Genomic DNA, 21,026 nt, shown 5'->3' with positions numbered 1-21,026 from the left:
GGCGGGGGAATGTGGGCGAGGTGACGCTTTCCCTTCGACGGGGTGGGCGCTCTCGATGGGGACGGGAATGTGGGCGAGGTGACGCTTTCCCTTTGGAGGGGTGGGCGCTCTCGCTGGGACGGGGGAATGTGGGCGAGGCGACGCTTTCCCTTCGACGGGGTGGGCGCTCTCGTTGGCGGCGGGGGAGTGTGGGCGAGGTGACGCTTTCCCTTCGACGGTGGGCGCTCTCGTTGGCGGCGGGGGAATGTGGGCGAGGTGACGCCTTCCCTTCGACGGGGTGGGCGCTCTCGTTGGGGACGGGGGAATGTGGGCGAAGTGACGCCTTCCCTTCGACGGGGCGGCGCTCTCGTTGGCGGCGGGGGAATGTGGGCGACGTGACGCCTTCCCTTCGACGGGGCGGCGATCTCGTTGGCGGCGGGGGAGTGTGGGCGAAGTGACGCCTTCCCTTTGGCGGGGCGCACTCGCTTGGGTGACTCAGCCGAGTTTCAAGGTGCGGCGGAGCTCTAGATAAGGGGTCGAGACCGAGAAGGCGATCAGGCCCTTGATCAGCTCGCGGCCGTCGACGGAGGCGTTGGGGCTGCCTTGTAGGATCACGCGGGCGGAGACGTCTAGGCTGTCGCTGACGAGGAAGCCGGCGCGGGCGCTGGCGTGTTCGCAGCCGCGGAGCCATGACTTGGTGTCGGCGCCGCCGCGCTCGATGACCTTGGCGACGGCCTTGCGCAGATCGTCTAGGCGCGAGGGGGGGAGCATTTTTTTTATGGCTTCCGCCCAGCCGCGGGCGGGGTCGCGGAGCTCTTTGGGGATCGCTACTTGGGGGTGGGTGAGGCCGACGGCGCCGTAGATCGCGTTGCGTAGGCTCGAGACCGAGGGCATGACCGAGGCGCCGAGCAGGTGCGGGTGGGTGGAGGCGACGGCGCGGCCGGCTCGGAAGGCGAGGGCGGCGTCGGGCTGGCGGCCAAGGGCCTCGTCGCCGCCGAGCAGGGTTGGGTAGACGCCCTTGGGATCGCCGAGGGCGGTGACGCGGAAGCCTCCGGGCTCGCCCTTGCGCAGGTAGAGGTCGGGCGGGGGGATGTCGATGACCTGGGCCATGTAGGCGACCCAGCGGGTCACGCCGGCGGCCTGCATGGTCACGGTCTCGCGCTGGCTGCGGTCGACGTTGGCCGAGGCGTGGGTCAGGCCCTCGCGCGCGGCCATGACCGGCCACAGCAGGCCGTACAGATCCGAGAGGCGGGAGCTGGGGTGGCTGGGCAAGATGACGTCGCGCCACTGCTTGCGCGAGATCGTGCCGCGGGGTGGTTGGTAGTTGTCGCCTAGCTCGGCGGCGAGCTCGAGCTCGGCCTCGTCGGCCTGCTTGAGGAACCGAAGCGTGCGCGAGACCGCGACCGAGGCGTCGCGCTGCTTGGCGGCGAGGTACAGCTCGACGAGGCGGTGGTAGCTGTCGTAGTCGAGCGGGTTGTCGCGGATCAGGGCCTGGACCTGCTCGATGCCCTTGTCGAGGGCGTCGTCGCCTAGCTGCACGGACAGCGAGATGACCTTGTTGCGGCGCTCGGTCTGGCGCTCGTCGTCGTCGCTGGCGCCAAGCGTCTTGGTCAGCGTGATCGCCTGCTCATAGGCGATCATGGCGGTGCGCTTGTCGTCGAGGTGCCTGTCGTAGATCGAGGCGATGCTGTCGAGCAGATCGATGCGGACCTCGGGCTGATCCTCGGGGGTGATCTTGAGCCGCGAGCGCAGCACCTTGGACAGCTCGCGCCACTCGCCGCTGGACTCGAGGTTGTCGCGGACGGCCTTGAACGCCTTGTCGTGGAGAGGATCGGCCTCGAGCACGCCAAGCAGCCGCGCGCGCACGACGACGCCGGTGGTGTCGAGGTTGTGGGCGCGCATCAAGGACGCGGCGGCGTAGCGGTACTTGGCCCGGATCGGCCCCTGATCCTGCAAGGTTGCGAGCCGATCGAGCACGCCGACGGCCTCGGCCCACTGCTCGGCGTTGCTGAACAGATCCAGCGAACGGTGGAGCAGCGAGATGTCGTTGGGTCGGCGGGCGAGCACGGCCCGCAGCAGGACCACGGCCTCGTCGGGGCGGTTGAGCTGATCCGCGAGGGTGGTCGCGAGCTCGAGGCGCAGATCCAAGATCTCTTGATCCTTGGCTTCGCGGCGATCGTCGTCTTCGTCGTAGCTGGCGAGCTCGGCCTCGAGCACGGTGAGCAAGCGCTGCTTGGCCTCGACCTCGCGGGCCGGGCTGTCGGCCAAGCTGACCAAGAACCGGGCGGCGTCGACGTAGGCAGGGTCGATGTCGAGGGCGCGCTCGATCATCTGGAGCGCCTTGCTGGCCTCGCCCATGCCCTGGCGAGCCTGGCCCATGCGCAGGTACAGCTCGGCCTGGACGCGCGGCTCTTCGCCCTCGCCGGCCTGGATCGCGAGCCCTTGGTAGGCCCGCAGCGCGGCGTCCCAGCTCTGCGACTCGAGCTCGAGATCCGCGAGCGCGCGACCGACCTCGCGGTTGCGTGGATCGAATTGTTTGGCGTCGCGCAGCAGCTCGCGGGCCTCGGCGTTGTTGCCAACCGCGAGGGCGCAGCGACCGGCGAGCGCGTGGACGCGGGCGTTGAGCTCGCGATCTTCGGGGCTGCCAGCGCGGGTCTGGGCGACCCAGCGCTCCGCGTGCGGCCACGCTTCTTTGAGCTCGCCGCGCTCGACGAGGCGCTCGACGAGCATGCCGGTCGCGCCTGGATGATGCGGATCGAGCTGGACGATCTCGCGGATCAGCGGCAGCGCGCGCTCGGGCTTGTTGAGGGTCTGCGCCCAGGTCGTGGCGGCGGCGAACAGCTCGCGGACCTTCACGCGTGGATCGTCGCTGGTCTGCGCGGCCCGGATCTGGGCCTCGAGCGCCTCGAGCGGGCGGTCGCGTTGCTCGAGGATCTCGCGCAGCAAGGCCCACGCCCGGCTCGCGGACTCGTCGAGCTCGAGCGCCTCACGCACGCGGGCCTCGGCCTCCTCGAGCTCACCCGCGCGCTCGCGCATGCGGGCGACGGTGACCAACATCGAGGCCCGATCCGCGGGGCTGTCGGCGTCGGCGATCCGCTGACGCAGGAGCTGCTCGGCCAGCTCTTGCTCGCCGGCGTCGCGCAGGCGCTCGATCAACAGATCACGCCAGCGCCCCTCGGCCGGCTCGAGCTCGACGAGGCCCTCGAGCGCCGCCCGCTCGCGCGCGGGATCCTCGAGCGGACCGGCGGCGAGCTCTTGCAATTGCTTGTACGCGCTGACCCGCAGCTCGCGGCCGAGCACGGTCAACTTGGCGCGGCGCTCGAGCAATTCGGCGAGGGGCTCGTGGGCGTCTTGGCTCAGGTAGAAGCGAGTCAGGCCCGCGACGGCGTCGAGCACGAGGGCGTGATCGACCGGCAGGGTCTCGACGATGCGCTCACGACAGTCCGCGGCACGCTCGCCGCCGTCGGGCTCACGATCGAGCAGGCCCGCGGCCTCGGCGAGCAGCTCGGCGCGGCGGCCGGTGTCCTCGGTGATGTCGGTGAGCACGCTCAGCGCGTCGATCAGGCCCTCGCGGGCGCTGGCGGCCTCGCCCGAGTCGCCGCTGGCCTTGGGCCGCAACAGCTCGAGCAGCGCCTCGGCGGTGGTCTTGTCGCTGCGATCGCGCTCGATGATCTGGCGGTACATCGAGATCGCGCCCGCTTCGTCTTGCAGCCGCTCGAGCATGATCTGCGCGGCTTCTTTGCGCAGCGCGGTCGCCTCGGCGTCGTCGAGGTTGCCGGCGGCCTGGGCCGGCAACACCTTGGCCAGCAAGTCCCAGCGCTCGAGCTCCCGCGCCCACTGCTCGCTGGCCGCGAGCGCGCGATGGTTCTCGGGATCTTCAGCGCGGACGTGCTCGGCGGCCTCGAGCGCGCCGTCGAACTCGCCGAGATCACCCAGGATCTGCGCGGCTTCGATCAGCGCCTCGTGGCGGACGGGCCCGGTCTCGAGCTCGGCGATCGTCAGCAGCCCCGTGGCGAGCTCGGCCGGCCGATCCGCCTTGCGGTAGGCGACCAACGCGGCGCGCTGCAGATCCAAGTTCTCGGGCTCGAGGTCGAGCGCGTCTTCGTAGACGGCGATCGCCCGGCCCAGATCCCCGGCTTGCTCGAGGTAGATCAGCGCGGCCCGGCTCAGGATCCGCAGCTGATCCGCGGCCGACGGGACCCGCCGGCCCACGGCGTGGAGCTTCTCGGCGACCGCTGCCCAGCGCCCCGTGACCTCGGCGAGCCGCAGCAGATCCTCGACGAGCGGGACCTGGGCGTTGACCGAGATCGTGTCGATCAGCAGCAACAGAGCGTCGAGCGCGGTGCCCGGCGCGTCGAGGCGCTGCTCGCTGATCTCGGCGAGCTCGCGCAACAGCACGATCTTCTCGCTCTCGGCCTGGCTCGAGCGCGCGCGGATGTCGAGCACCTCGGCCACGCGATCCCAACGCTGGGCCGCGCGGGCTTCTCGCTCGATCCGGCTGATCGCCTCGCGGGCGGGCAGGTGCGAGGACTTCTGCTCCAGGATCCACTTCCAGGCGTCGAGGTCGTCCGGGTCCTCGGGCTCGACGAGCTTGACCGGGCCGGTTGGCTTGGCCGGCGCCGCGGGTGCTGGCTGCTCGACCGGCGTGGCCGCGGCGACCTGGTCGAACTTGTGGGGGGTCGTGAGGATCGTCGCGACCTCGGTCCGCAGGCCCTTGGGGTCCGGGCGCTGCTCGGGGTCGGGGTGCATCGCCTTGGCCAGCAGCGCGTCGACGCGCATGTCGATGCCGGTGACCAAGCGCGAGGGGGCGGGGACCGAGCCAAGCGGCAGCTTGCCCGTGATGCAGCGGTACAGCAGCGCGGCGAGGGCATAGGTGTCGCTGGCTGGGCTTGGGGCCGCCCCCGCGAACAGCTCGGGCGCGGCGTAGCCATGGTTCTCGCGCACGATCGCCGGGCGCGACCACGAGACCAGCGGCAAGAACCCAAACCCGCGCAGCTTGGCGCCGTCTTGGGTGATCAACACGTGGCGCGGATGCAAGTTGCGGTGGACGAGCCCCTTGGCGTGGGCCAAGCCGACGACCTCCATCAGCGGGCCGATCAATTCAAACGCCTTGTCGAGCGCGAGCGGCTCGGCGGTCTGCTCGAGCAAGCGCGCGAGCGGGACGCCCTGCTCGGGTTGCATGATCACGCCAAACACGCGGCCTTCGGCGACGCCTTCGCGGACCCGAACCAGCGCGGGGTGATCGATCTCGGCGAGGACCCCAACCTGCTCGATGAAGCGGCGGCGCTCGTCGGGGCTGACGGGGCGCCCGAGCGTGCCGACCTCGATCGCAACCAATTCGTTGTCAGCCGCGCGGTCGTGGCACTCGAGCCAGATCCGCGAGCCCACGCGCCCGCGCACGGTCGCCAACGCAAACCGCGGCGAGACCAAGGCGAGGTTGCGATCTTGCTCGGCGGCGGCCTCGAGCCCGGTCCGCGCCGCCTCTTCGTCACCCTCGACCAGCGCCAGCAACGCGAGGTTGAACCGCGCCACACGCATGTCGCGGGCGTCGTCGTCGAGCGCGATGACCTGGACGAAGGCCTTGCGCGCGCGCTTGTGCCAGCGACTCTGGGTCTTGCCCGACACGCGCGCGTGGGCCAGCCACACGCTGCCCAAGCGGAGCAGATCCCGCGCCGGCAGCGACTCGATGCCGCCCGGCAGCGCGTCCACGAGCAGGTCGACCTCGTGGGGATCGACAGCGAACGCCGCGTCCACGCCAACGTCGACGCGGACCGGCACCGGTCGCAGCACGCGGCTGAGCTCGAGCGCCGCGAGCCGCTCGGGAGCGCGCGACTCGGCCTGCTCGTCACCGACCGCCGTCGCGATGCGATCGAGCAAGCTGTCGACGCCGCCCTCGGGCAGGCTGCAGACCTGCAGCCCGCTGCGCTCGCGCAGCTGCTCCGCCTCGATCCCGCCGATCTCGGGCAAGAACAGGTAGTGGGACCCGCCCGATGCGGGGATCCGGCGCAAGATTGCGAGGATCTGGCGCAGATCGGGGTCGCCGAGCTCGAAGCCCAGCAGCACCAAGGTGGAGGTCCGCACGGCTTCCTCGACGAGCTCGCGCAGATCGTGATCACGGCGCAGATCTTCGCTCACCGAGGTGTGCAGCACGTGGTCGCGCGGCATGCCTTTGCTGGCGTCACGGCTGACCCGCGGTCGCTCGTGGCCCCCAGCCTCGCGCGCGCGGGCGAGCAGATCCGGGTAGACGGTAGCCAGGCACCCACGCCAGCGCAGCTGACCGAGCGCGCACAGGCTTGGGGGCAGCGGCTTGTCTTCGTCGATCTTGGCGGCGAGCGAGGCCTCGAGCGCGTCGCTTTGATGGCGCCGCAGCCAATCGAGCACGGTCAGGCGGTCGCCGCGAGCGAGCAGACCCTCGAGCTCGGCCTGGGTGTCTGGCTCGGCGCCAGCGGCCAGCTCGGCCAGCAGCGCGGCCCAGCTTGGACGCTCGACGAGGGCCCCAATCCCCGCGCCAGTCCACAGCACACAGTCTCCAGCCTGGATCGCGGCCACTAGATCGATGGGAAGCTCTTGCATGACGGTCCGGGAGCTCGGCGCGAGAGTGGCCAAGTGATCCCCGACAAATACTCGCACTGCGGTGGGCTTTGATCGTTCGGCCACACGTGAGAAGTCGCGCAAGCCGGTGATCCGCTGCACAGGCAGTCAGGATCCCCACGACGAACACCCCATCGCTGGCCTGGGCCTGGTAGATCGTGCCGCGATGGCTGACCCAGCGTATCGACCGCCCCGCGGCAAGACCCTCGTGACTGGCGGTAGCGGCCACTTCGGGGCCAATTTGGTGCGTCGGCTGCTCACCGAGGGGCACGAAGTTCGCGCGCTGTTTCAGCCCGAAGCCAACAACCGGGCCCTCGACGGGTTGGAGCTCGAGCGCTTCGCGGGAGACATCCGCGATCCCGCGCGAATGCGCGAAGCCTGTCGCGGCTGCGGCCAGGTGTTTCACGCGGCGGCCAAGGTCTCGACGCGCGCGCCGACACCCGCGCAGGAGCGCGAGATCTGGGAGATCAACGTGCTCGGCACCCGCAACATGGTGCGCGGCAGTCTGGAAGAAGGGGTGGATCGGCTGTGCCTGACTGGCTCGTTCTCCGGCATCGGCATCGACCCCGACGCGCCCTCGCGTCCGGTTCACGAGGGCATGCCGTTCTATCCCTTCATCGACTGGCTGCCCTACGCGCGCAGCAAGACCCTCGCCGAGCACGAGCTGCTCAAGGGCGTCGCCGACGGGCTCGAGGCCGTGGTCGCGGTGTCAACGGGGATCATCGGCCCGCACGACTTCTTGCCCTCGCGCACGGGCAAGGTGTTGGTCGACTTCGCCAACGGAGATCTGCGCGGCTACATGCCGGGCGGCTCGGAGTTCGTGCGGGCGGCCGACCTGGTCGAGGGTCACCTGCTAGCGATGGCCAAGGGCAAGCCCGGCCGCCGCTACCTGTTGTCGACCGAGTTCTTGACCCTGGATGATCTGCTCGACCTCTACGTCGAGCGGGTCGGACGCCCCAAGCCGTGGCTGCGGATGCCCGTGCCCGTGATGAAGGCGGTCTCGCACGCGTACGCGGCGACGGTGCGGCGGGTCGTCCCCGACGCGCCCCAGCGGCTGACGCCCGGGGCGATCGAGATCCTCTCGATGGAGCGCCACGCGGACATCTCGCTGGCCCGCGACGAGCTTGGCTATCAACCAACGTCGATCCGCGAGGCGGTCCGCGAGGCTTACGAATTTTTCTGCGAGATCGGCAAGATCTCGAGCCGACACTGACCTTGGACTTCTCCGGCGAACCTCAGCGTCGGCGCTTTGGTTTTCGGCCCAGGCGCAGCCCAGTGCCGCCCGTGTTGGTGCCCGTGCCCGTGCCGCCGCGCTCGGGCGCGCTGCCCGTTCGATAGCTCCCGGTGCCCGTCACCTCGCGCGGGCCCGGATGCTCGGGGGGCCGCTTGGGCCGGCCTGCTTGGCGCAGGCTGCCGCGGCGGTTGGCCTGGCCGCTGCTGGTTTGATTGTGCCCGCTTCGATCCTCCCACGGCGACTCGTCTGCGGGCTCCCGATGATCACGGTCGAGGTCGCGTCGCCGCGCCGCCGTTCGTTCGCGGGTGTCTTCGCGGTGAGGCTCGCGGGGCGCGTGCGCGTCATCCCAGACTGCCGCTTCGAGGGGCTCGGGCTCGGCCCGACGGGTGAAGGGCTGGGTCGGCTGCTGATCCTGCCGATGCGGGACATCTGGAGCGTCGAGATCGACGCTGAGATCCCGACCCAGGTCCTCGCCGTAGTCCGTACGTGGGCGGGACCGGCCAAGCTCGCCGCGGCCCGGCTCGCGCGTGTCTCGGGCGCGCTGGGGGTCCTCGCTGCGCGCATTAAAGTAGCTGCTGCCAAATTCCGGCGGCTCTCGGGCCCAGTCGCTGCTCCCGGTGTCGTCTCGACCCTCTTGGTCGTCGGTGTACCTCGGCGCGTGGTCGCGTGGAGCGTAGTCGTCCCGGGCGTAGTCGTCCCGAGCGTAGTCGTCCCGAGTTGGCCGACCGTACTCGCCCCGGCCGGCCGGCCTCGGTCGATCCTCTTGGACGTACCCGCCGCGACCTGGACGCTCGCGTCCCACGTCGAAGCGCTCGCGGGACCCGGGTGACGCCTGCTCGCGGTCGTCGGGCGCAGGTTCGCGCCCGAAGCCAGCCCCGGACCCGAACCCGGGACCCGACCCTAAATCCGACCCTAAGCCCGACCCGGAGTCCGACCGTGAGTCCGACCCTGAATTAGAGAAGTCGGGTTCGCGCTCGAGCTCATCGACCCCAAGCGGGGGCTCTCCAGAATCGAGGAACAGATCCTCCTCGACCGCTCCAACGTCCCCACGGCCCTCGCCGAGCCACGGCGCGGCCGACAAGAGGGGATCGCGGCTCGCGGTCACGGCGTCGATGATCTCGCTGGCGAGCCCGATCCCCGGCGGACGCCAGCCGGCCTCCATCCGGGTCTGCATCAGCTCTTGGACCTGGCGGAGCAGCGCGAAGTACTCCTTGCGCGTCCGCTTCTCGTTGAGCACGTAGAACTCGGCGCCGGTCAGCCCCACACACGCCAGGCAGTGCACGCAGTCGGTGCAGCTCACGCACAGCGTCAGGTAGCGAGACTCCTTGCAGTCCCGCGAGTCGTCGCAATAGCTGACCTTCTCGCAACCAACGCAGCGCTTGCATTGCGTGCCGCTGGTGCAGTCCAGACACTCTTCGCAGTAGGTGCAGTCTTCGCAGGTGTCACACCCAATGCAGAACCGACAGTGGTTGCACGCGCGACAGTCCTCGCAGCTGAAGTTACCCACGCCAGGCTCATCGTCGCTGCTCTCCCGATCTTCGATCAGGTTCTCGAGCGCGCTCAGGAAGTCGTCGAGGGTCATCTTGGGTCGAGCCAGGGTACGCGGCTCGGGGAGATAGATCCAAGCGACTCCTGCGGGGTCTTGGCCTGTACTGGTGTGCGGCGGGCCGGACGTCTACACTCCGCCGGTTCATGTCCGCCCACCGACCCATGCTGGCGCTAGCGCTGCTTGCGCTGTCCTTGTCGGCGCTCGGTTGCCAGCCGCAGGTTGGCGACAAATGCAAGCGCGCGACCGACTGCGGGCTCAACGTGATCCGGCAGTGTGACGTGTCCCAGCGCGACAGCAAAGGCGAGGGCGAGTGCATCGTCGAAAACTGCAGCTTTGGGGTGTGCCCCAACGAGGCCGAGTGCGTGAAGGTGTACGCCAGCGAGTTCCTGTCGATCACCTGTGATCCGGAGCTCGAGGACATCCCGATGTCGAGCGAAGGCGCGATCCTTCGCGACGACTGCCTGCCCAACGAGGTGTGCTTGCCAGAGGGCTTGTGCGCCGATGAGATCCGCGCGCGGACCAGCTGCCGGCGCAAGTGCAAGACCGACAAGAACTGCCGCTCGAACTACAAGTGCGTCGGGACCGGCGTCGGCGGGCTGTATGTCGCGCCAGACCCTGCGGATCCGATCGCAGAAAACTTCGCGCGGATCTGTGTGCCGCGCGACGCCGACTAGTCGGCGCCTGCAGGTCCAGCTGGCGGCTGACCTGCTTGGTGTGCTTGGTCATAGGCGCGCCTGAATTGATCGAGCGCCGCACGGAACGCCGCGGCGTCGCGCTGCACCACTTCCGAGACGCTGTGCACGTCGAGCAGCTCGCAGCGTGAGCCCGGCCAGCGAACAACCAACCCGTGCCCGACGGAGTGGGGCGTGGACTCGGTTGGCTTGGACTCGATCCGCCAGATCTCGAGGGCACGCAGCGCGGCGTAGAGCGCGTCGAGCTGTGCTGGGCCAAGCAAGACGCACGCGCCCGCGGGCGCATCGACCCACAACATGTCCCACTCGAAGTGACAGGCCCCGCCGGCCGCCCCCGCCACGTCGGCGGCCGCGATCCCATAGAAGGTCTCGACCATGCCCTCGTAGGGGTCCTCCCAGTAGCTCAGCTCGAACCCGGGTGGGCGCGTGGCTGGCATCGGCTCGCATGAGTCGTGCGCGGTCGCGACATACTCGACCCGCGGGTCATCACTGGTCATCGAGACCTCTCCGCGTTGGTAGCGGGCGATCCAAGCCTGGGCCTCGGCCTGCTCGGCCGCGAGCTCGAGCGCCGGGCTCGACTCGGGGCTCGGCGCTTCGTTCTTGCCGGTCTCACTATTGCCGGGCTGATTGGGGTTCGGACTTGGACCGGTACATCCAGATACGAGCACGCCCAACACCATCCACATGCTCGCCGACATACGCACCACGTCAGCAGTGTAGCCGACGCGCCCTATCGCGGGGGCAAGTCCGCCTGGGTCAGGGCCAAGAAAGCCGCGAGCGCAGGCTGCAGTGATTGCATGTGATCCCCGGTGACGACCACCCGCTCGAACGGCTTGCCCAGCGCCCACGCCGACCGCTCGAGCGCGGCGGCGTTGTCGACGAACCAGGGATCGTCATCGCCGACGTACGCGACATGTCGGTGGACCATCCACGCGAGGTTGGGACCGAGCACGCGCAGCTCGGTCTCTTCGGGATCGTTGGCGTCGAAGCGGACCAGCTCGCCGTTTTGCTTGGAGGCGGCCCAGCGCGAGAAGGTCTCGGGCATGTAGATGCCCCCGCAGCTGCCGGTGATCCGCAGCGGCAGGGTTGGGTACAAGCTCAGCATCGCCGCCACGCCGCCGCCGATGCTGTGGCCGAACGCGTAGATCCGGCGGCGATCCACCATGGGCTGACTGGCGACCCACTCGATCGCCGCGCGCGCGTCGTCGACCTCGCCCCACAACAATTCGAAGTCGCCGGGGTTGCCGTTCTCACCCCGGAGCATCGGCGTCATCACGACGAAGCCCGCGTCGACGAAGGGCCGCACGGCCTCGAAGTCGTCGGGCCCAAACGCGAAGTCGCCGTGAAAATAGACGAGGGCCGGCGCGCGGTTCGAGCCGCTGGCGCCGAGCGGGGTCGCATACCAGGCCGCCAGCGAGAGGTCGCCTGAGGGATAGGTCACGGCCATGACCCCGCTCGAGGGTCGGTACTCGTTGAACTTGCCAGGCGACGGTCCGCTCACGCGGAGCTTGGTGTCGCGGGCGTGCCGGCGGGCCAGGTAGGGGGTGCTTGGGATCGGCCTGGTGACGGTATCGGGCGCTTCCAGCTCGGTTTTGCGACATCCGGCGGGTCCGACGCTCATCGCCAGCGCGAGCGCGGCGGCGCTCGGCAGGGCTTGCAGAAGGCGTGGCCCAGGCATGACGCGAGTGTGCGATGGGTGGCGGCCAAGGTCCATCCTGGCCGATCGAGCGCTTCACGCCGCGCGCCGCCACACATGCGCACGCTTGCACACGCACGCACGCCCGTGCATGTTCCGCCGCCTAGTGACCACAGGCAACCATACCCGCGACGACATCCGCAACCTGGCGATCATCGCCCACGTCGATCACGGCAAGACCACGCTCGTCGACGCCCTGCTGACCGAGGCCGGGGCGTTCGAGCGCACCGAAGTCGGCACCGAGCGGGCGATGGACAGCGGCGATCTCGAGCGTGAGCGCGGGATCACGATCACCTCGAAGCCCACGGCGCTGTCGTGGAAAGACCACCGGATCAACCTGGTCGACACCCCCGGCCACGCCGACTTTGGCGGCGAGGTCGAGCGCGTGCTCAACATGGTCGACGCCGTGCTCCTGGTCGTCGACGCGTTCGAGGGCCCGATGCCGCAGACCCGGTTCGTGACCGAGAAGGCCGTCGAGATGGGCCTGAAGATCCTGCTGGTCGTCAACAAGATCGACCGACCTGGCTGCGAGCCGCACGCGGCCGTCGACGGCACCTTTGATCTGCTCGCCGGGCTCGACGCCAGCGACGACCAGCTCGACTTCCCCGTCGTGTTTTGCTCGGCGCGCGAGCGCTACGTGGTCGCCGAGCCCGACGATGAGGACGGCGAGCGCCTGCCGATCTCGCAGATCCTGGATCTGATCATCGAGCGCGCCCCGGCGCCGCAGGTCCAGCTCGACGCCCCGCCCGCGATGTGGGTGTCGACGCTGCACCACGACAACTACCTGGGCTATCTGGCGATCGGCCGGATCGACAGCGGCACGATCGAGGCCGGCAAGCGGCTCGCGCAGATCCGCCCAACGCCCGGCTCCACGCCGGACCCCGTCCGCGACTGCACCGAGGTGTTCCGCGTCGCCAAGCTGCTCGCGTTTCGTGGCCTCGGCCGGTTCGAGGTCGCCTCGGCCAGCGCGGGTGACATCGTGGCGATCGCCGGGATGAGCTCGCTGCAGGTCGGCGACACGCTCAGCGACCCCGAGGTCGAGCGCCGCCGCATGTTCCCGGCCCTGTCCGTGGATCCGCCCACGCTCGCGGTTCGGTTTCGCGTCAACGACGGCCCCTTCGCCGGCACCGAGGGCAAGTGGGTGACCTCGCGCAAGCTGTCCGAGCGGCTGTTTCGCGAGCTGCGCTCCAACGTCGCGCTGCACGTCGACAACACCGAGTCGGCCGACGAGTTCGAGGTCTCCGGTCGCGGCGAGCTGCACCTCTCGGTGTTGATGGAGACCATGCGCCGCGAGGGCTACGAGTTTTGCGTCTCGCGCCCGCGCGTGATCTTGCGGGAGAACGCCGAGGGCAAGCTCGAGGAGCCCTACGAGAACCTGCTCGTGCAGTGCGACTCCGAGTACGCGGGCGCCGTGATCGACAAGCTCGGCCGCCGGACCGGCGAGATGACCACCATGGAAGAGCTCGGCAACGGGCGGACCAAGATGGGCTTCAAGATCCCCGCGCGCGGCCTGATCGGCTACCGCTCGGAGTTCATGACCGACACCCGCGGGACCGGGATCATGGCCTCGATCTTCGCGGGCTACGGCCCGCACCTCGGGGCCACCCGCAACCGCCCGCGCGGGGTCCTGATCGTGCTCGAGGCAGGCGAGAGCATGACCTACTCGCTCGCGCGCCTGCAGGAGCGCGGGGTCCTGTTCGTCGGCCCGCAGGTCCGCACCTACGCCGGCATGATCGTGGGTGAGCACGCCCGCGAGAACGATCTGATCGTCAACCCCAACGTGAACAAGAAGTTCACCAACGTGCGCTCGAGCGGCGCTGACGAGAAGGTGTTCTTGACGCCGCCGCGCGAGCTGAGCCTCGAGGACGCGCTGTCCTTCATCGAAGAGGACGAGCTGATCGAGGTCACCCCCAGCAACCTGCGCCTGCGCAAGCGCTGGCTGGACCACAACGTCCGCAAGCGGATGCTCAAGGCCTCCGCCGCGGTGGTCGCCGCTGCGTCTGCCTGAGGGTGGGTCTCATATCCCCAGCTGCGCGAGAGCGGGACCTTCATGGTCCCGCTTTTTTGTTGGCCCGCGTGAAACCGACCACCCGTCCGACGTTGTCTGATTGACACCATCGCAGCGGCCCAACGCCTACTCGACCACATGTAGCGGTCGCAGGCTGGCGCAGGTCGACGCGAGTGGAGTCAACACAACGAAACCCGGTAGCGATCGCGACCGCAACGAGGAACCGCGCCAACATGTCCCGCACCAAACAGACCAAGACCACCTTCACCGCTCTGCTCCTCCTCGCCGTCGCCGCGTTGGTTCCGGCCTGCGATCTGACCCGGGAGTGCAACCCGGAGATCGAGCTGTGCGTCTACACGGGCCACCCGGGCGGCCTCGCGCCCCGGAGCTGACCCCGAGGTGACCCCGTCTAGAAAGCGAAGCGTTCCCCAGACGGCCCGACCTTGGGCCCGAGCGAAGCGAGGGTGTCGACGCGCGCGGAGGCGAAGCCGAGCACGGGTCGAGTCGGGGCGGCTGGGGGTATGAGCAGGCGGGCCGACCTTGGGCCCGAGCGAAGCGAGGGTGTCGACGCGCGCGGAGGCGAAGCCGAGCACGGGTCGAGTCGGTCCGGGTGGGGGTATGACAGCCCAGCTGACAAGCGTCCGGTTTCTTTTGTAGACTGCGGCGAAGTTGGAGCCGCGTCGGATCAGCCGCCACAGCGCCGTCGCTGGGACCATCATCTGGATCGTCTGGCAGCTGCTGTCGAGCAACTTCGCGCCGCTGGTCCTGTTCGTGCTCTCGCCGCTGGTGTTGGTCCCGCTGCTGCTCGCGGCGGTGGTCGACGCCCACGAAGAGTCGCCGCTGTGGCGGGCGCTGTGCTGGGCGCAGCTGCCCTGCGCGCTGCTGTTGCCGCTGGGGCTGAGCCTCGACCCGGGGGCGTTCGCGCTGCTGGCTTGCCTGCCGTGGGCGGGCTGGACGGTGGTCGCGGCCGTCGAGGGTCTGCGCCGCATGTGGGGGATGCTGCGCGAGGGTGGCCTGCGCGGTCTGTACGACACGGAGCTGGCGATCGCGGCCGGCCTGAGCTTTCCGGTGATCGGCAGCGGCTGGTTGTTGTGTGATCGCCTGGCGATCGAGCCGCTCGGGTTCTCGCCGTTGATCGTGCTGCTGACGGCCGTGCACTTTCATCACGCGGGGTTCACCTTGCCGATCTCGGCGGGGCTGCTCGGTCGCGCGATGCCCCAGCGCGAGCCCTGGCGGGCGGCCGCCGTCGGGGTGGTCTTCGCGGTCCCGCTGGTCGCGGTTGGGATCACGGTCTCGCCGTTGATCGAGGTCGTGGGCTCGCTGCTCACGGTCACCGCCGCGGTCACCGTTGGGGTCGGGATGCTGCGACGGTCCACCAGCTTGCCGCCCACGCCGTTGCTGCCGGCGCTGCTCTCGGCCCTCGCGGGGGCGTGCCTGTTGGCGGCCATGATGTTCGCTGGCAGCTACGCGATCGGCGAGTACACGGGCACGCCGTGGCCCGACATCGGCTCGATGATCCAGCTGCACGGGGCCGTCAACGCCCTCGGCTTTGGTCTGCTCGGCGCGTGGGCGTGGCACTTGTCGCCCCCGGCGAGTCCACGCAAGATCGCTACAAATGAGTGAGCGCCCGCTGATCTGGATCGACGAGGCCATGCGCGCCCACGATCCAAATTCGGGCCGGCCCCACTCCCACCACCCCGAGCGACCCGAGCGACTGCAAGCCCTGCTCGAGCTGCTGAACGAGCCTGCGATCCACACCGCGATTCAGCGCCGCAGCCCGAGCCCCGTCGATCCCGCGGCGCTGTTGCGGGTCCACACCAAGGCCCACGTCGAGCGGCTGCTCGCGCTCGCGGGCCAACATGCGGCGCTCGATCCCGACACGCGGGTCTCGACCGGCAGCGTCCACGCGGCGCAGTTGGCCGCGGGCTCGCTGCTCGAGGCCGTTGACGCGGTGTGTGCCGAGCAGGCGCCCTCGCGCCGCGCGATGTGCCTGGTCCGGCCGCCGGGCCACCACGCCGAGCCTGATCGGGCCATGGGGTTTTGCTTGTTCGACAACATCGCGCTCGCGGCCGAGGCCGCCCGCGCCTCGGGCAAGTCTGCGCGCACGCTGATCATCGACTGGGACGTCCACCACGGCAACGGGACCGCTTCGGCGTTCTACGAGCGCGACGACGTGCTGTGCTTCGACCTGCACCAGCACCCCTTGTTTCCTGGCAGCGGGACCCTGGCCGAGCGGGGCCGCGGCGCTGGCGAGGGCTTCACCGTCAACGCTCCGCTGCCGGCCGGCCTTGGCGACGCGGACTACTTGGCGATCGTGGATCGCATGCTTCCGGCGCTCGCGGCTCGCTTCCAACCAGAGCTGGTACTGGTCAGCGCGGGCTTCGACGCCCACGCGGATGATCCCCTCGGCAGCATGGAGCTGAGCGCGGCCGGGTTCGCCCAGCTGTGCGCGCGGGCCCGCGGGATCGCAGATCAGTACGCGGGCGGTCGGCTGATCCTCGCGCTCGAGGGTGGCTACGATCTGGCCGCGCTGCGCGACAGCGTGCGGGCCTGCATCGAGGTGCTCGCGGGCGGCGAGCCGGCTCGCGTCACCGGGCAGGCGCACCCGCAGACGCGGGCGCTGATCAACGAGCTCGCCCGCGTCGCTCAGATCTAGCGAGGCGTGTAGACCTCTGCATGGACATCGCCTCGGTGAGCGGGTGCGGGGTTCGATGTGCTGATCGAGCAGCGCGCACGACCCGTGCGGCCTCTGTCGCTCACCCGAAGCGAACTCCTCGCGGGGAGGGAGATCCATGTTTGTTCGGGTGCGCTCGTTTGCGCGGGCACAAACTCGACTCAAATACACCGAATTTGGGGTGCCAAGGACGTTAGAGCCGGATCTCGGGGGCGTCTGCGAGCCACTCGCGCAGGCGCACCGCGTAGGCCAGCGGGATCTCGATGCCCGGCCGGGTGACGTCTGCGAGCGCGTCCCCGTGGAAGTCGCTGCCGGCCGTCGGCACCAGGTCGAGCTCGCGAGCGAGGCGCAGCCACGGCTCGGCGCGGGCCGGGCTGGCTTGGCCATAGAACGCCTCGATGCCCTCGAGACCCTGGTCGCGGAACTCGACGAAAAGCTCGCGAACGACGGCGTAGTGGCGCAGCGTGTGCGGGTGCGCGAGGCTCATGCGCGCTCCTGCGGCGCGGCCGAGCGCGAGCGCTTCGCCGAGCTCGAGGCTTGCGATCGGGACGTCGGCCGGGCCGTTGTCGCGCAGGTACTTTTCAAAGGCCGCGCGCATGGTCTTGCAGACGCCAGCGTTGACGAGCGCCCGCGCGACGTCGGGGCGTCCCGGGGTCCCGCTCGCGCCCGCGAGGATCGCCTCGGCGTCGAGCTCGATCCCGAGCGCGGCGAAGCGCCCACAGATCGCCACGATCCGCTCACGCCGTCGCTGCAGCTGGATCGCCAAGCGGCGCTCGAGCTGCTCGCGGCCCGGCCCATCGGCGACGCCCCAGATCAGCAAGTGGATCGTGCGGCCCGCGTGCTTGCTGCTGAGCTCGAGCCCGCGCAGGACCTTGGCTGGTGCCCCGGTCGACGTGTTCGCAAGCTCGGTAGCGAGCCGATCGCAGCCCGCCATGGTGTCGTGATCTGTCAGACACGCCAGCTCGACGCCGAACTCTGACAGCGCCTGCGCGAGTTGCTCAGGGTCGAGGCTGCCGTCGGAGCAGGTCGAGTGACAATGTAGTTCTAGCCGCAAGTCTGCGCAGTATAGCGGCTGGCTCGTCCGCTCGGTCACGCAGCACACCGACATGACACGCATTGCCGCTTACGCGCGGCGCCCCGGCTCTTGTAAGCTCAGCAGCCCGCATGAAAACCCGGCGACACGACGCGCTGCAGGCTGGACCACTTGGTCCGGCGAAAGGATCGCAGCGCGCATGAGTGACGCACCGCCAGCCAAACCTCACGATCCAGCCACGAGCGGCTTTTGGTGGATCCCGGGCGGGCTGCTGGCGGCGACGGGCGCGTTGATCGTGCTGTGGTGGGTGTGGCCGGTCAACGAAGAGGTGCGAGAGATCAGCGCCGAGCTCGCGACGGCGCCCGCGACGGACGTGGGTGCGGAGCTCGGCTTGGATCTGCCGCCCGAGCCCAGGCTCGATCTCGGCGGCAGTGACAGCGGCGCGGCTCCACCAGCAGATCCCTTCTCGAGCTACGTGCTCGAGACCGACGGCGGCGTCGCGGCCAGCGACGCAGATCCCCCCGAGCCAGACCGGCACCACTACCACCGCGAGACTCCGTTCGAGTGGACGCTGCGACCCAGCCACAGCGTCGGTCCGATCTCCGACGTTGGCGTGCGCGGCTACGCCTTCGTCGATGGCGGCAGCGCAGGCTTGCCGCTGGCTCTCGACCCGCTTGGGCAGATCTCCGAGGCCGGCGCGATCCTGCTCTCCGGCAAGATCGGCCAGCTGGGTCTCGAGCCGGGTCGCTACACGATCGCGCTCGCCGTCGGTCGCGCCAACGCGCTGCCGGTTCAGGCCCAGGAGCTGCTCGCGCCAAGCCCCGATGCGCCCGCGGGCGCGCCGACATGGGTGGTCCGCCGCGTCGAGCTCGTCATCGAGGATTGAGCGCTCGCGACTACACCAGCGCGTAGCGGAGCCCGCGATCGCGGACGACCAGCCACTGCGCGCCGCAGTGCTCGAGCGCCGCGAGCAGGATCGTCACGCCGCCAACGACCACGTCCGCGCGCCCGACCCCGAGCGTGGGCATGGCCTGCAGCTCGGCCAGGCTGCGGGTCGCCAGCCGCTCGCGCAATTGGGCGATCTGCGTGATCTCGAAGCGCGTGCGATCGACCCGCTCACGATCATAGCGCTCGAGCCCGAGCAGCAGCCCCGCGGTCGTCGTCACGGTGCCGGCGAGCCCGTACAGCTCGGGCTCCGGCGCGAGTGGCTGACTGGCGAACACCTCGCGCGCGTGGTCCAGCATCCGCGCGAGCGCTGCCGGGCTTGGCGGGTGGCCATCCAAGAGTTGCTCGGAGATCCGCACGGATCCCAGGCGATGGCTGACCGCCTGCGCGACCTCGAGACCGTGACCCACGACCAGCTCCGTCGACCCCCCGCCAATGTCGATGACGCGCAGGGGATCGACCGTTGGGTGCTCGAGCGCGACCGACCGGTACGACAGCCGCGCCTCTTCGTCGCCGCTGATCAGCCGCACCTGACTGCCGAGCACCTGACTCGCGGGCCCCAGGAATTGCGCGGCGTTGCTGGCCATGCGCAGACCTTCGGTCGCGACCGCGGTGATCTGCGTGACGCCCTGTTCGTCCGCCAGCGCGCGGTAGCGCCGAAGCACGCCCAGCGTCCGCTCGATCGCCGCGGGCAACAAGGTCCCGCGGGCGGCCGCGCCCTCGGACACCCGCGCGACCGTTGACTCATCGCGGATGATCTCGAGCGCGCCATCTTCACGCCGCCGCGCCAAGAGCAGCAGCACGCTGTTGCTGCCGATGTCGATGACCGCACGCGTTGTCATGTTGCTCGCGTCCCCAGGCGATCCGGGCCAGCTAGCGCGGACCCGAGGAGATCACCGCGAGATCGTGCAGTGACCAGATCCGTGGGTTCTTGATCCGCCGCGAGCCGGTGTTTTGGTAGGCCATCTCGACCAGCGCCGCCAACCACGGCCGCAGCTCGTCGAACCGGATGATCTCGTCGGTGTCCATCTGGCGGCCGGCCACGAAGGGATCCATGTCGGCCTCGATCCGCTCGGCGACGGCCTTCATGCCTGCCTCGATCTCCGCGCGCTCGGCCGGATCCGTGGCGACGATCTCGAAGTCGTCGTCGAGCTTGGTGTTGTAGGTGGCGATCGCCAGGGTCCGCCCCTCCATGACCGAGAGCCGCGAGATCGTGCTGCTCAGCTGCACGATCGGATCGTAGGGCAGACCGCTCATGGCGTAGTAGCCCGCGCCCGACGCCTTGCGCAGCAACACCGTGAACATCGGCACGTCGTTGGTGCTGTTGGTGTAGATCAGGCTGGAGCCGTAGCCGAGCAAGCCCTGCGCCTCGGCCTCGGCCCCGACGTCGAAGCCCGAGATGTCTTGCAGCCAGATGATCGGGATCCCGTCGGCGTTGCAGGCCCGCGAGAACGCGCTGATCTTGGCGATCCCGCCGCGGTACAAGATCGCGGCGGGGCGCTTGCGATCGCAGCGCTCGGGGTCGCCGACCAGGCCCTGGCGGTTGATGATGAAGCCAGCGTAGAGCCCACCGATCCGGCCCACGCCGGTGATCATCTCTTCGCCGGTCTCGGGCATGAGCTCCCAGAACAAGCTCTGATCGCACAGCCGCGCGAGCACTTGGGTGGCGTCGTAGACCTCGCGGTGATCCGGCGGGATCAGCCCGGCGAGCTCGCCCGCGGGGTGAAACGGCTCGACCGCGCCGCGGCCGTGCCGGTAGAAGTCTGCGCCCGAGCTGGGCAGCTTGGCGACGTCGCGGCGGATGCAGTGAAGGGCGATCTCGTCGTCGGGCACGCGGACATCGGCGCAGCCGCTCTGGTGCACGTGAACTTCGGGGCCGCCGATGTCCAAGCTGGTGATGTTGGTGCTCTTGGCGCCTTTGATCAGCGCGGCCCCGGCGATCACCATGTAGGCCTGCTCGGTCATGTACACCCGATCCGAGATGATCGGCATGTAGCCGCCGCCGGCGATGCAGTCGCCAAACACCCCGGCGATCTGCGGCACTCCGTTGGCGCTCAGCAGCGAGTTCATCTTGAAGATGTGCCCGGCCCCGGTGCCGCCCGGGAACGAGCGTGACTGCTCGGGCAAGAACAGCCCCGAGCAATCGACCAAGTAGACCGTGGGGATCCGCAGGCGCAGCGCCATGGTCTGCGCGCGCTCGATCTTCTCTGGGGTCTTGGGCCACCACGAGCCCGAGGCCACGGTGTTGTCGTTGGCGATCACCATGCACCAACGCCCGTGGATCTGGGCGAACGCGGTCACGACCCCCGCGCCTGGGCTCTCGAGCCCGCGATCGCCAAAGCTCAGGCCCCAGTTGACGAAGGTGCCAACCTCGAACACCTGCGTGCCGGGGTCGATCAGCTTGGCCAGCCGCTCGCGCGCGCTGAGCTTGCCGCGGACGTGCAGGCGCTCGAGGTACTTGGGGCCCCACCCGTCTTGGACCTTGGCGCGGCGCTCGTCGAGCACTTGCTCGCGCTCGGCTAGGGTCTCGCGGTACTCGCCGAAGGTCCGATCATCGCAGACCTGATCGCGGGGGGAACCAATGGGGGACAAGGGGACGATGGCCATGATGGGGCTCTGGAGTCT

Annotated in this window: 14 protein-coding genes; 7 read left to right on the top strand and 7 right to left on the bottom strand. The window is 69.6% G+C overall.

The genetic code is table 11. From position 1 onward, the window contains the following. Positions 1-474 precede the first annotated feature (474 nt). On the bottom strand, positions 475-6,552 hold the full coding sequence (locus DB30_RS29920) for a protein kinase domain-containing protein (RefSeq protein ID WP_052555372.1): 6,078 nt from the start codon (positions 6,550-6,552) through the stop codon (positions 475-477). Between the two features lie 184 nt (positions 6,553-6,736). Here DB30_RS29920 and DB30_RS29915 point away from each other — a divergent pair, with 184 nt between their 5' ends. Then, entirely contained in the window at positions 6,737-7,783 is a 1,047-nt protein-coding gene (locus DB30_RS29915) for an NAD-dependent epimerase/dehydratase family protein (RefSeq protein WP_146661215.1), read from the top strand. Positions 7,784-7,805: 22 nt separating this feature from the next. Here DB30_RS29915 and DB30_RS29910 read toward each other — a convergent pair whose 3' ends face one another. Further along, entirely contained in the window at positions 7,806-9,386 is a 1,581-nt protein-coding gene (locus tag DB30_RS29910; protein WP_052555368.1) for a hypothetical protein, read from the bottom strand. A 110-nt stretch (positions 9,387-9,496) separates the two neighbouring features. Between DB30_RS29910 and DB30_RS29905 the strand changes: the two genes are divergently transcribed. Further along, the gene (locus DB30_RS29905; protein ID WP_146661213.1) at positions 9,497-10,027 is read left to right on the top strand and encodes a hypothetical protein; all 531 of its coding nucleotides are present in this window, start codon (positions 9,497-9,499) and stop codon (positions 10,025-10,027) included. Here DB30_RS29905 and DB30_RS29900 read toward each other — a convergent pair. Further along, positions 10,024-10,752, bottom strand: coding sequence for a hypothetical protein (locus tag DB30_RS29900; RefSeq protein ID WP_146661211.1), 729 nt, complete (start codon positions 10,750-10,752; stop codon positions 10,024-10,026). The genes DB30_RS29905 and DB30_RS29900 overlap by 4 nt on opposite strands. Positions 10,753-10,775: 23 nt before the next feature. Beyond that, a complete protein-coding gene (locus tag DB30_RS29895) occupies positions 10,776-11,723 on the bottom strand; it encodes an alpha/beta hydrolase family protein (RefSeq protein WP_052555362.1) in 948 nt (315 codons plus the stop codon). Between the two features lie 109 nt (positions 11,724-11,832). Here DB30_RS29895 and typA point away from each other — a divergent pair, with 109 nt between their 5' ends. The 4 genes from typA (at position 11,833) to DB30_RS29875 (ending at position 16,405) form a co-directional block, all read left to right on the top strand. After that, complete coding sequence (typA, locus tag DB30_RS29890) at positions 11,833-13,749, top strand: translational GTPase TypA (protein WP_052555360.1); 1,917 nt, start codon at positions 11,833-11,835, stop codon at positions 13,747-13,749. A gap of 233 nt (positions 13,750-13,982) precedes the next feature. Further along, positions 13,983-14,141, top strand: coding sequence for a hypothetical protein (locus DB30_RS29885; protein WP_153258429.1), 159 nt, complete (start codon positions 13,983-13,985; stop codon positions 14,139-14,141). 277 nt (positions 14,142-14,418) lie between these two features. Next, positions 14,419-15,372 (top strand): YndJ family transporter, encoded by a 954-nt coding sequence (locus tag DB30_RS29880; protein ID WP_052555357.1) that lies wholly within the window; start codon positions 14,419-14,421, stop codon positions 15,370-15,372. Then, positions 15,365-16,405: a histone deacetylase family protein gene (locus DB30_RS29875; RefSeq protein ID WP_052555355.1), complete on the top strand. Its 1,041-nt coding sequence runs from the start codon at positions 15,365-15,367 to the stop codon at positions 16,403-16,405. Before DB30_RS29880 ends, DB30_RS29875 begins: the two co-directional genes overlap by 8 nt. Before the next feature lie 211 nt (positions 16,406-16,616). Here the strand turns inward: DB30_RS29875 and DB30_RS29870 are convergent, their stop codons facing one another. Further along, positions 16,617-17,477, bottom strand: a complete 861-nt coding sequence (locus tag DB30_RS29870; protein ID WP_165704012.1) for a PHP domain-containing protein — start codon at positions 17,475-17,477, stop codon at positions 16,617-16,619. 178 nt (positions 17,478-17,655) lie between these two features. Between DB30_RS29870 and DB30_RS29865 the strand changes: the two genes are divergently transcribed. Further along, positions 17,656-18,342: a hypothetical protein gene (locus DB30_RS29865; RefSeq protein WP_052555350.1), complete on the top strand. Its 687-nt coding sequence runs from the start codon at positions 17,656-17,658 to the stop codon at positions 18,340-18,342. A gap of 10 nt (positions 18,343-18,352) precedes the next feature. Here the strand turns inward: DB30_RS29865 and DB30_RS29860 are convergent, their stop codons facing one another. Continuing rightward, on the bottom strand, positions 18,353-19,243 hold the full coding sequence (locus tag DB30_RS29860) for a Ppx/GppA phosphatase family protein (protein WP_052555348.1): 891 nt from the start codon (positions 19,241-19,243) through the stop codon (positions 18,353-18,355). Positions 19,244-19,274: 31 nt separating this feature from the next. Then, positions 19,275-21,008, bottom strand: coding sequence for an acyl-CoA carboxylase subunit beta (locus tag DB30_RS29855; protein ID WP_052555345.1), 1,734 nt, complete (start codon positions 21,006-21,008; stop codon positions 19,275-19,277). Positions 21,009-21,026 lie beyond the last annotated feature (18 nt).

The sequence above is a fragment of the Enhygromyxa salina genome (assembly GCF_000737335.2).
Lineage (GTDB): Bacteria > Myxococcota_A > Polyangia > Nannocystales > Nannocystaceae > Plesiocystis > Plesiocystis salina_C.
The sequence above is the reverse complement of the archived record's forward strand: the minus strand, read 5'-3'. Positions and strand labels throughout refer to the sequence as shown.

Excerpts from the sequence above, each read along its gene's own strand:
- DB30_RS29920 (WP_052555372.1), bottom strand. The coding sequence starts at position 6,552 with ATGCAAGAGCTTCCCATCGATCTAGTGGCCGCGATCCAGGCTGGAGAC.
- DB30_RS29915 (WP_146661215.1), top strand. The coding sequence starts at position 6,737 with ATGGCTGACCCAGCGTATCGACCGCCCCGCGGCAAGACCCTCGTGACT.
- DB30_RS29910 (WP_052555368.1), bottom strand. The coding sequence starts at position 9,386 with ATGACCCTCGACGACTTCCTGAGCGCGCTCGAGAACCTGATCGAAGAT.
- DB30_RS29905 (WP_146661213.1), top strand. The coding sequence starts at position 9,497 with ATGTCCGCCCACCGACCCATGCTGGCGCTAGCGCTGCTTGCGCTGTCC.
- DB30_RS29895 (WP_052555362.1), bottom strand. The coding sequence starts at position 11,723 with ATGCCTGGGCCACGCCTTCTGCAAGCCCTGCCGAGCGCCGCCGCGCTC.
- typA (WP_052555360.1), top strand. The coding sequence starts at position 11,833 with ATGTTCCGCCGCCTAGTGACCACAGGCAACCATACCCGCGACGACATC.
- DB30_RS29885 (WP_153258429.1), top strand. The coding sequence starts at position 13,983 with ATGTCCCGCACCAAACAGACCAAGACCACCTTCACCGCTCTGCTCCTC.
- DB30_RS29875 (WP_052555355.1), top strand. The coding sequence starts at position 15,365 with ATGAGTGAGCGCCCGCTGATCTGGATCGACGAGGCCATGCGCGCCCAC.
- DB30_RS29865 (WP_052555350.1), top strand. The coding sequence starts at position 17,656 with ATGAGTGACGCACCGCCAGCCAAACCTCACGATCCAGCCACGAGCGGC.
- DB30_RS29860 (WP_052555348.1), bottom strand. The coding sequence starts at position 19,243 with ATGACAACGCGTGCGGTCATCGACATCGGCAGCAACAGCGTGCTGCTG.
- DB30_RS29855 (WP_052555345.1), bottom strand. The coding sequence starts at position 21,008 with ATGGCCATCGTCCCCTTGTCCCCCATTGGTTCCCCCCGCGATCAGGTC.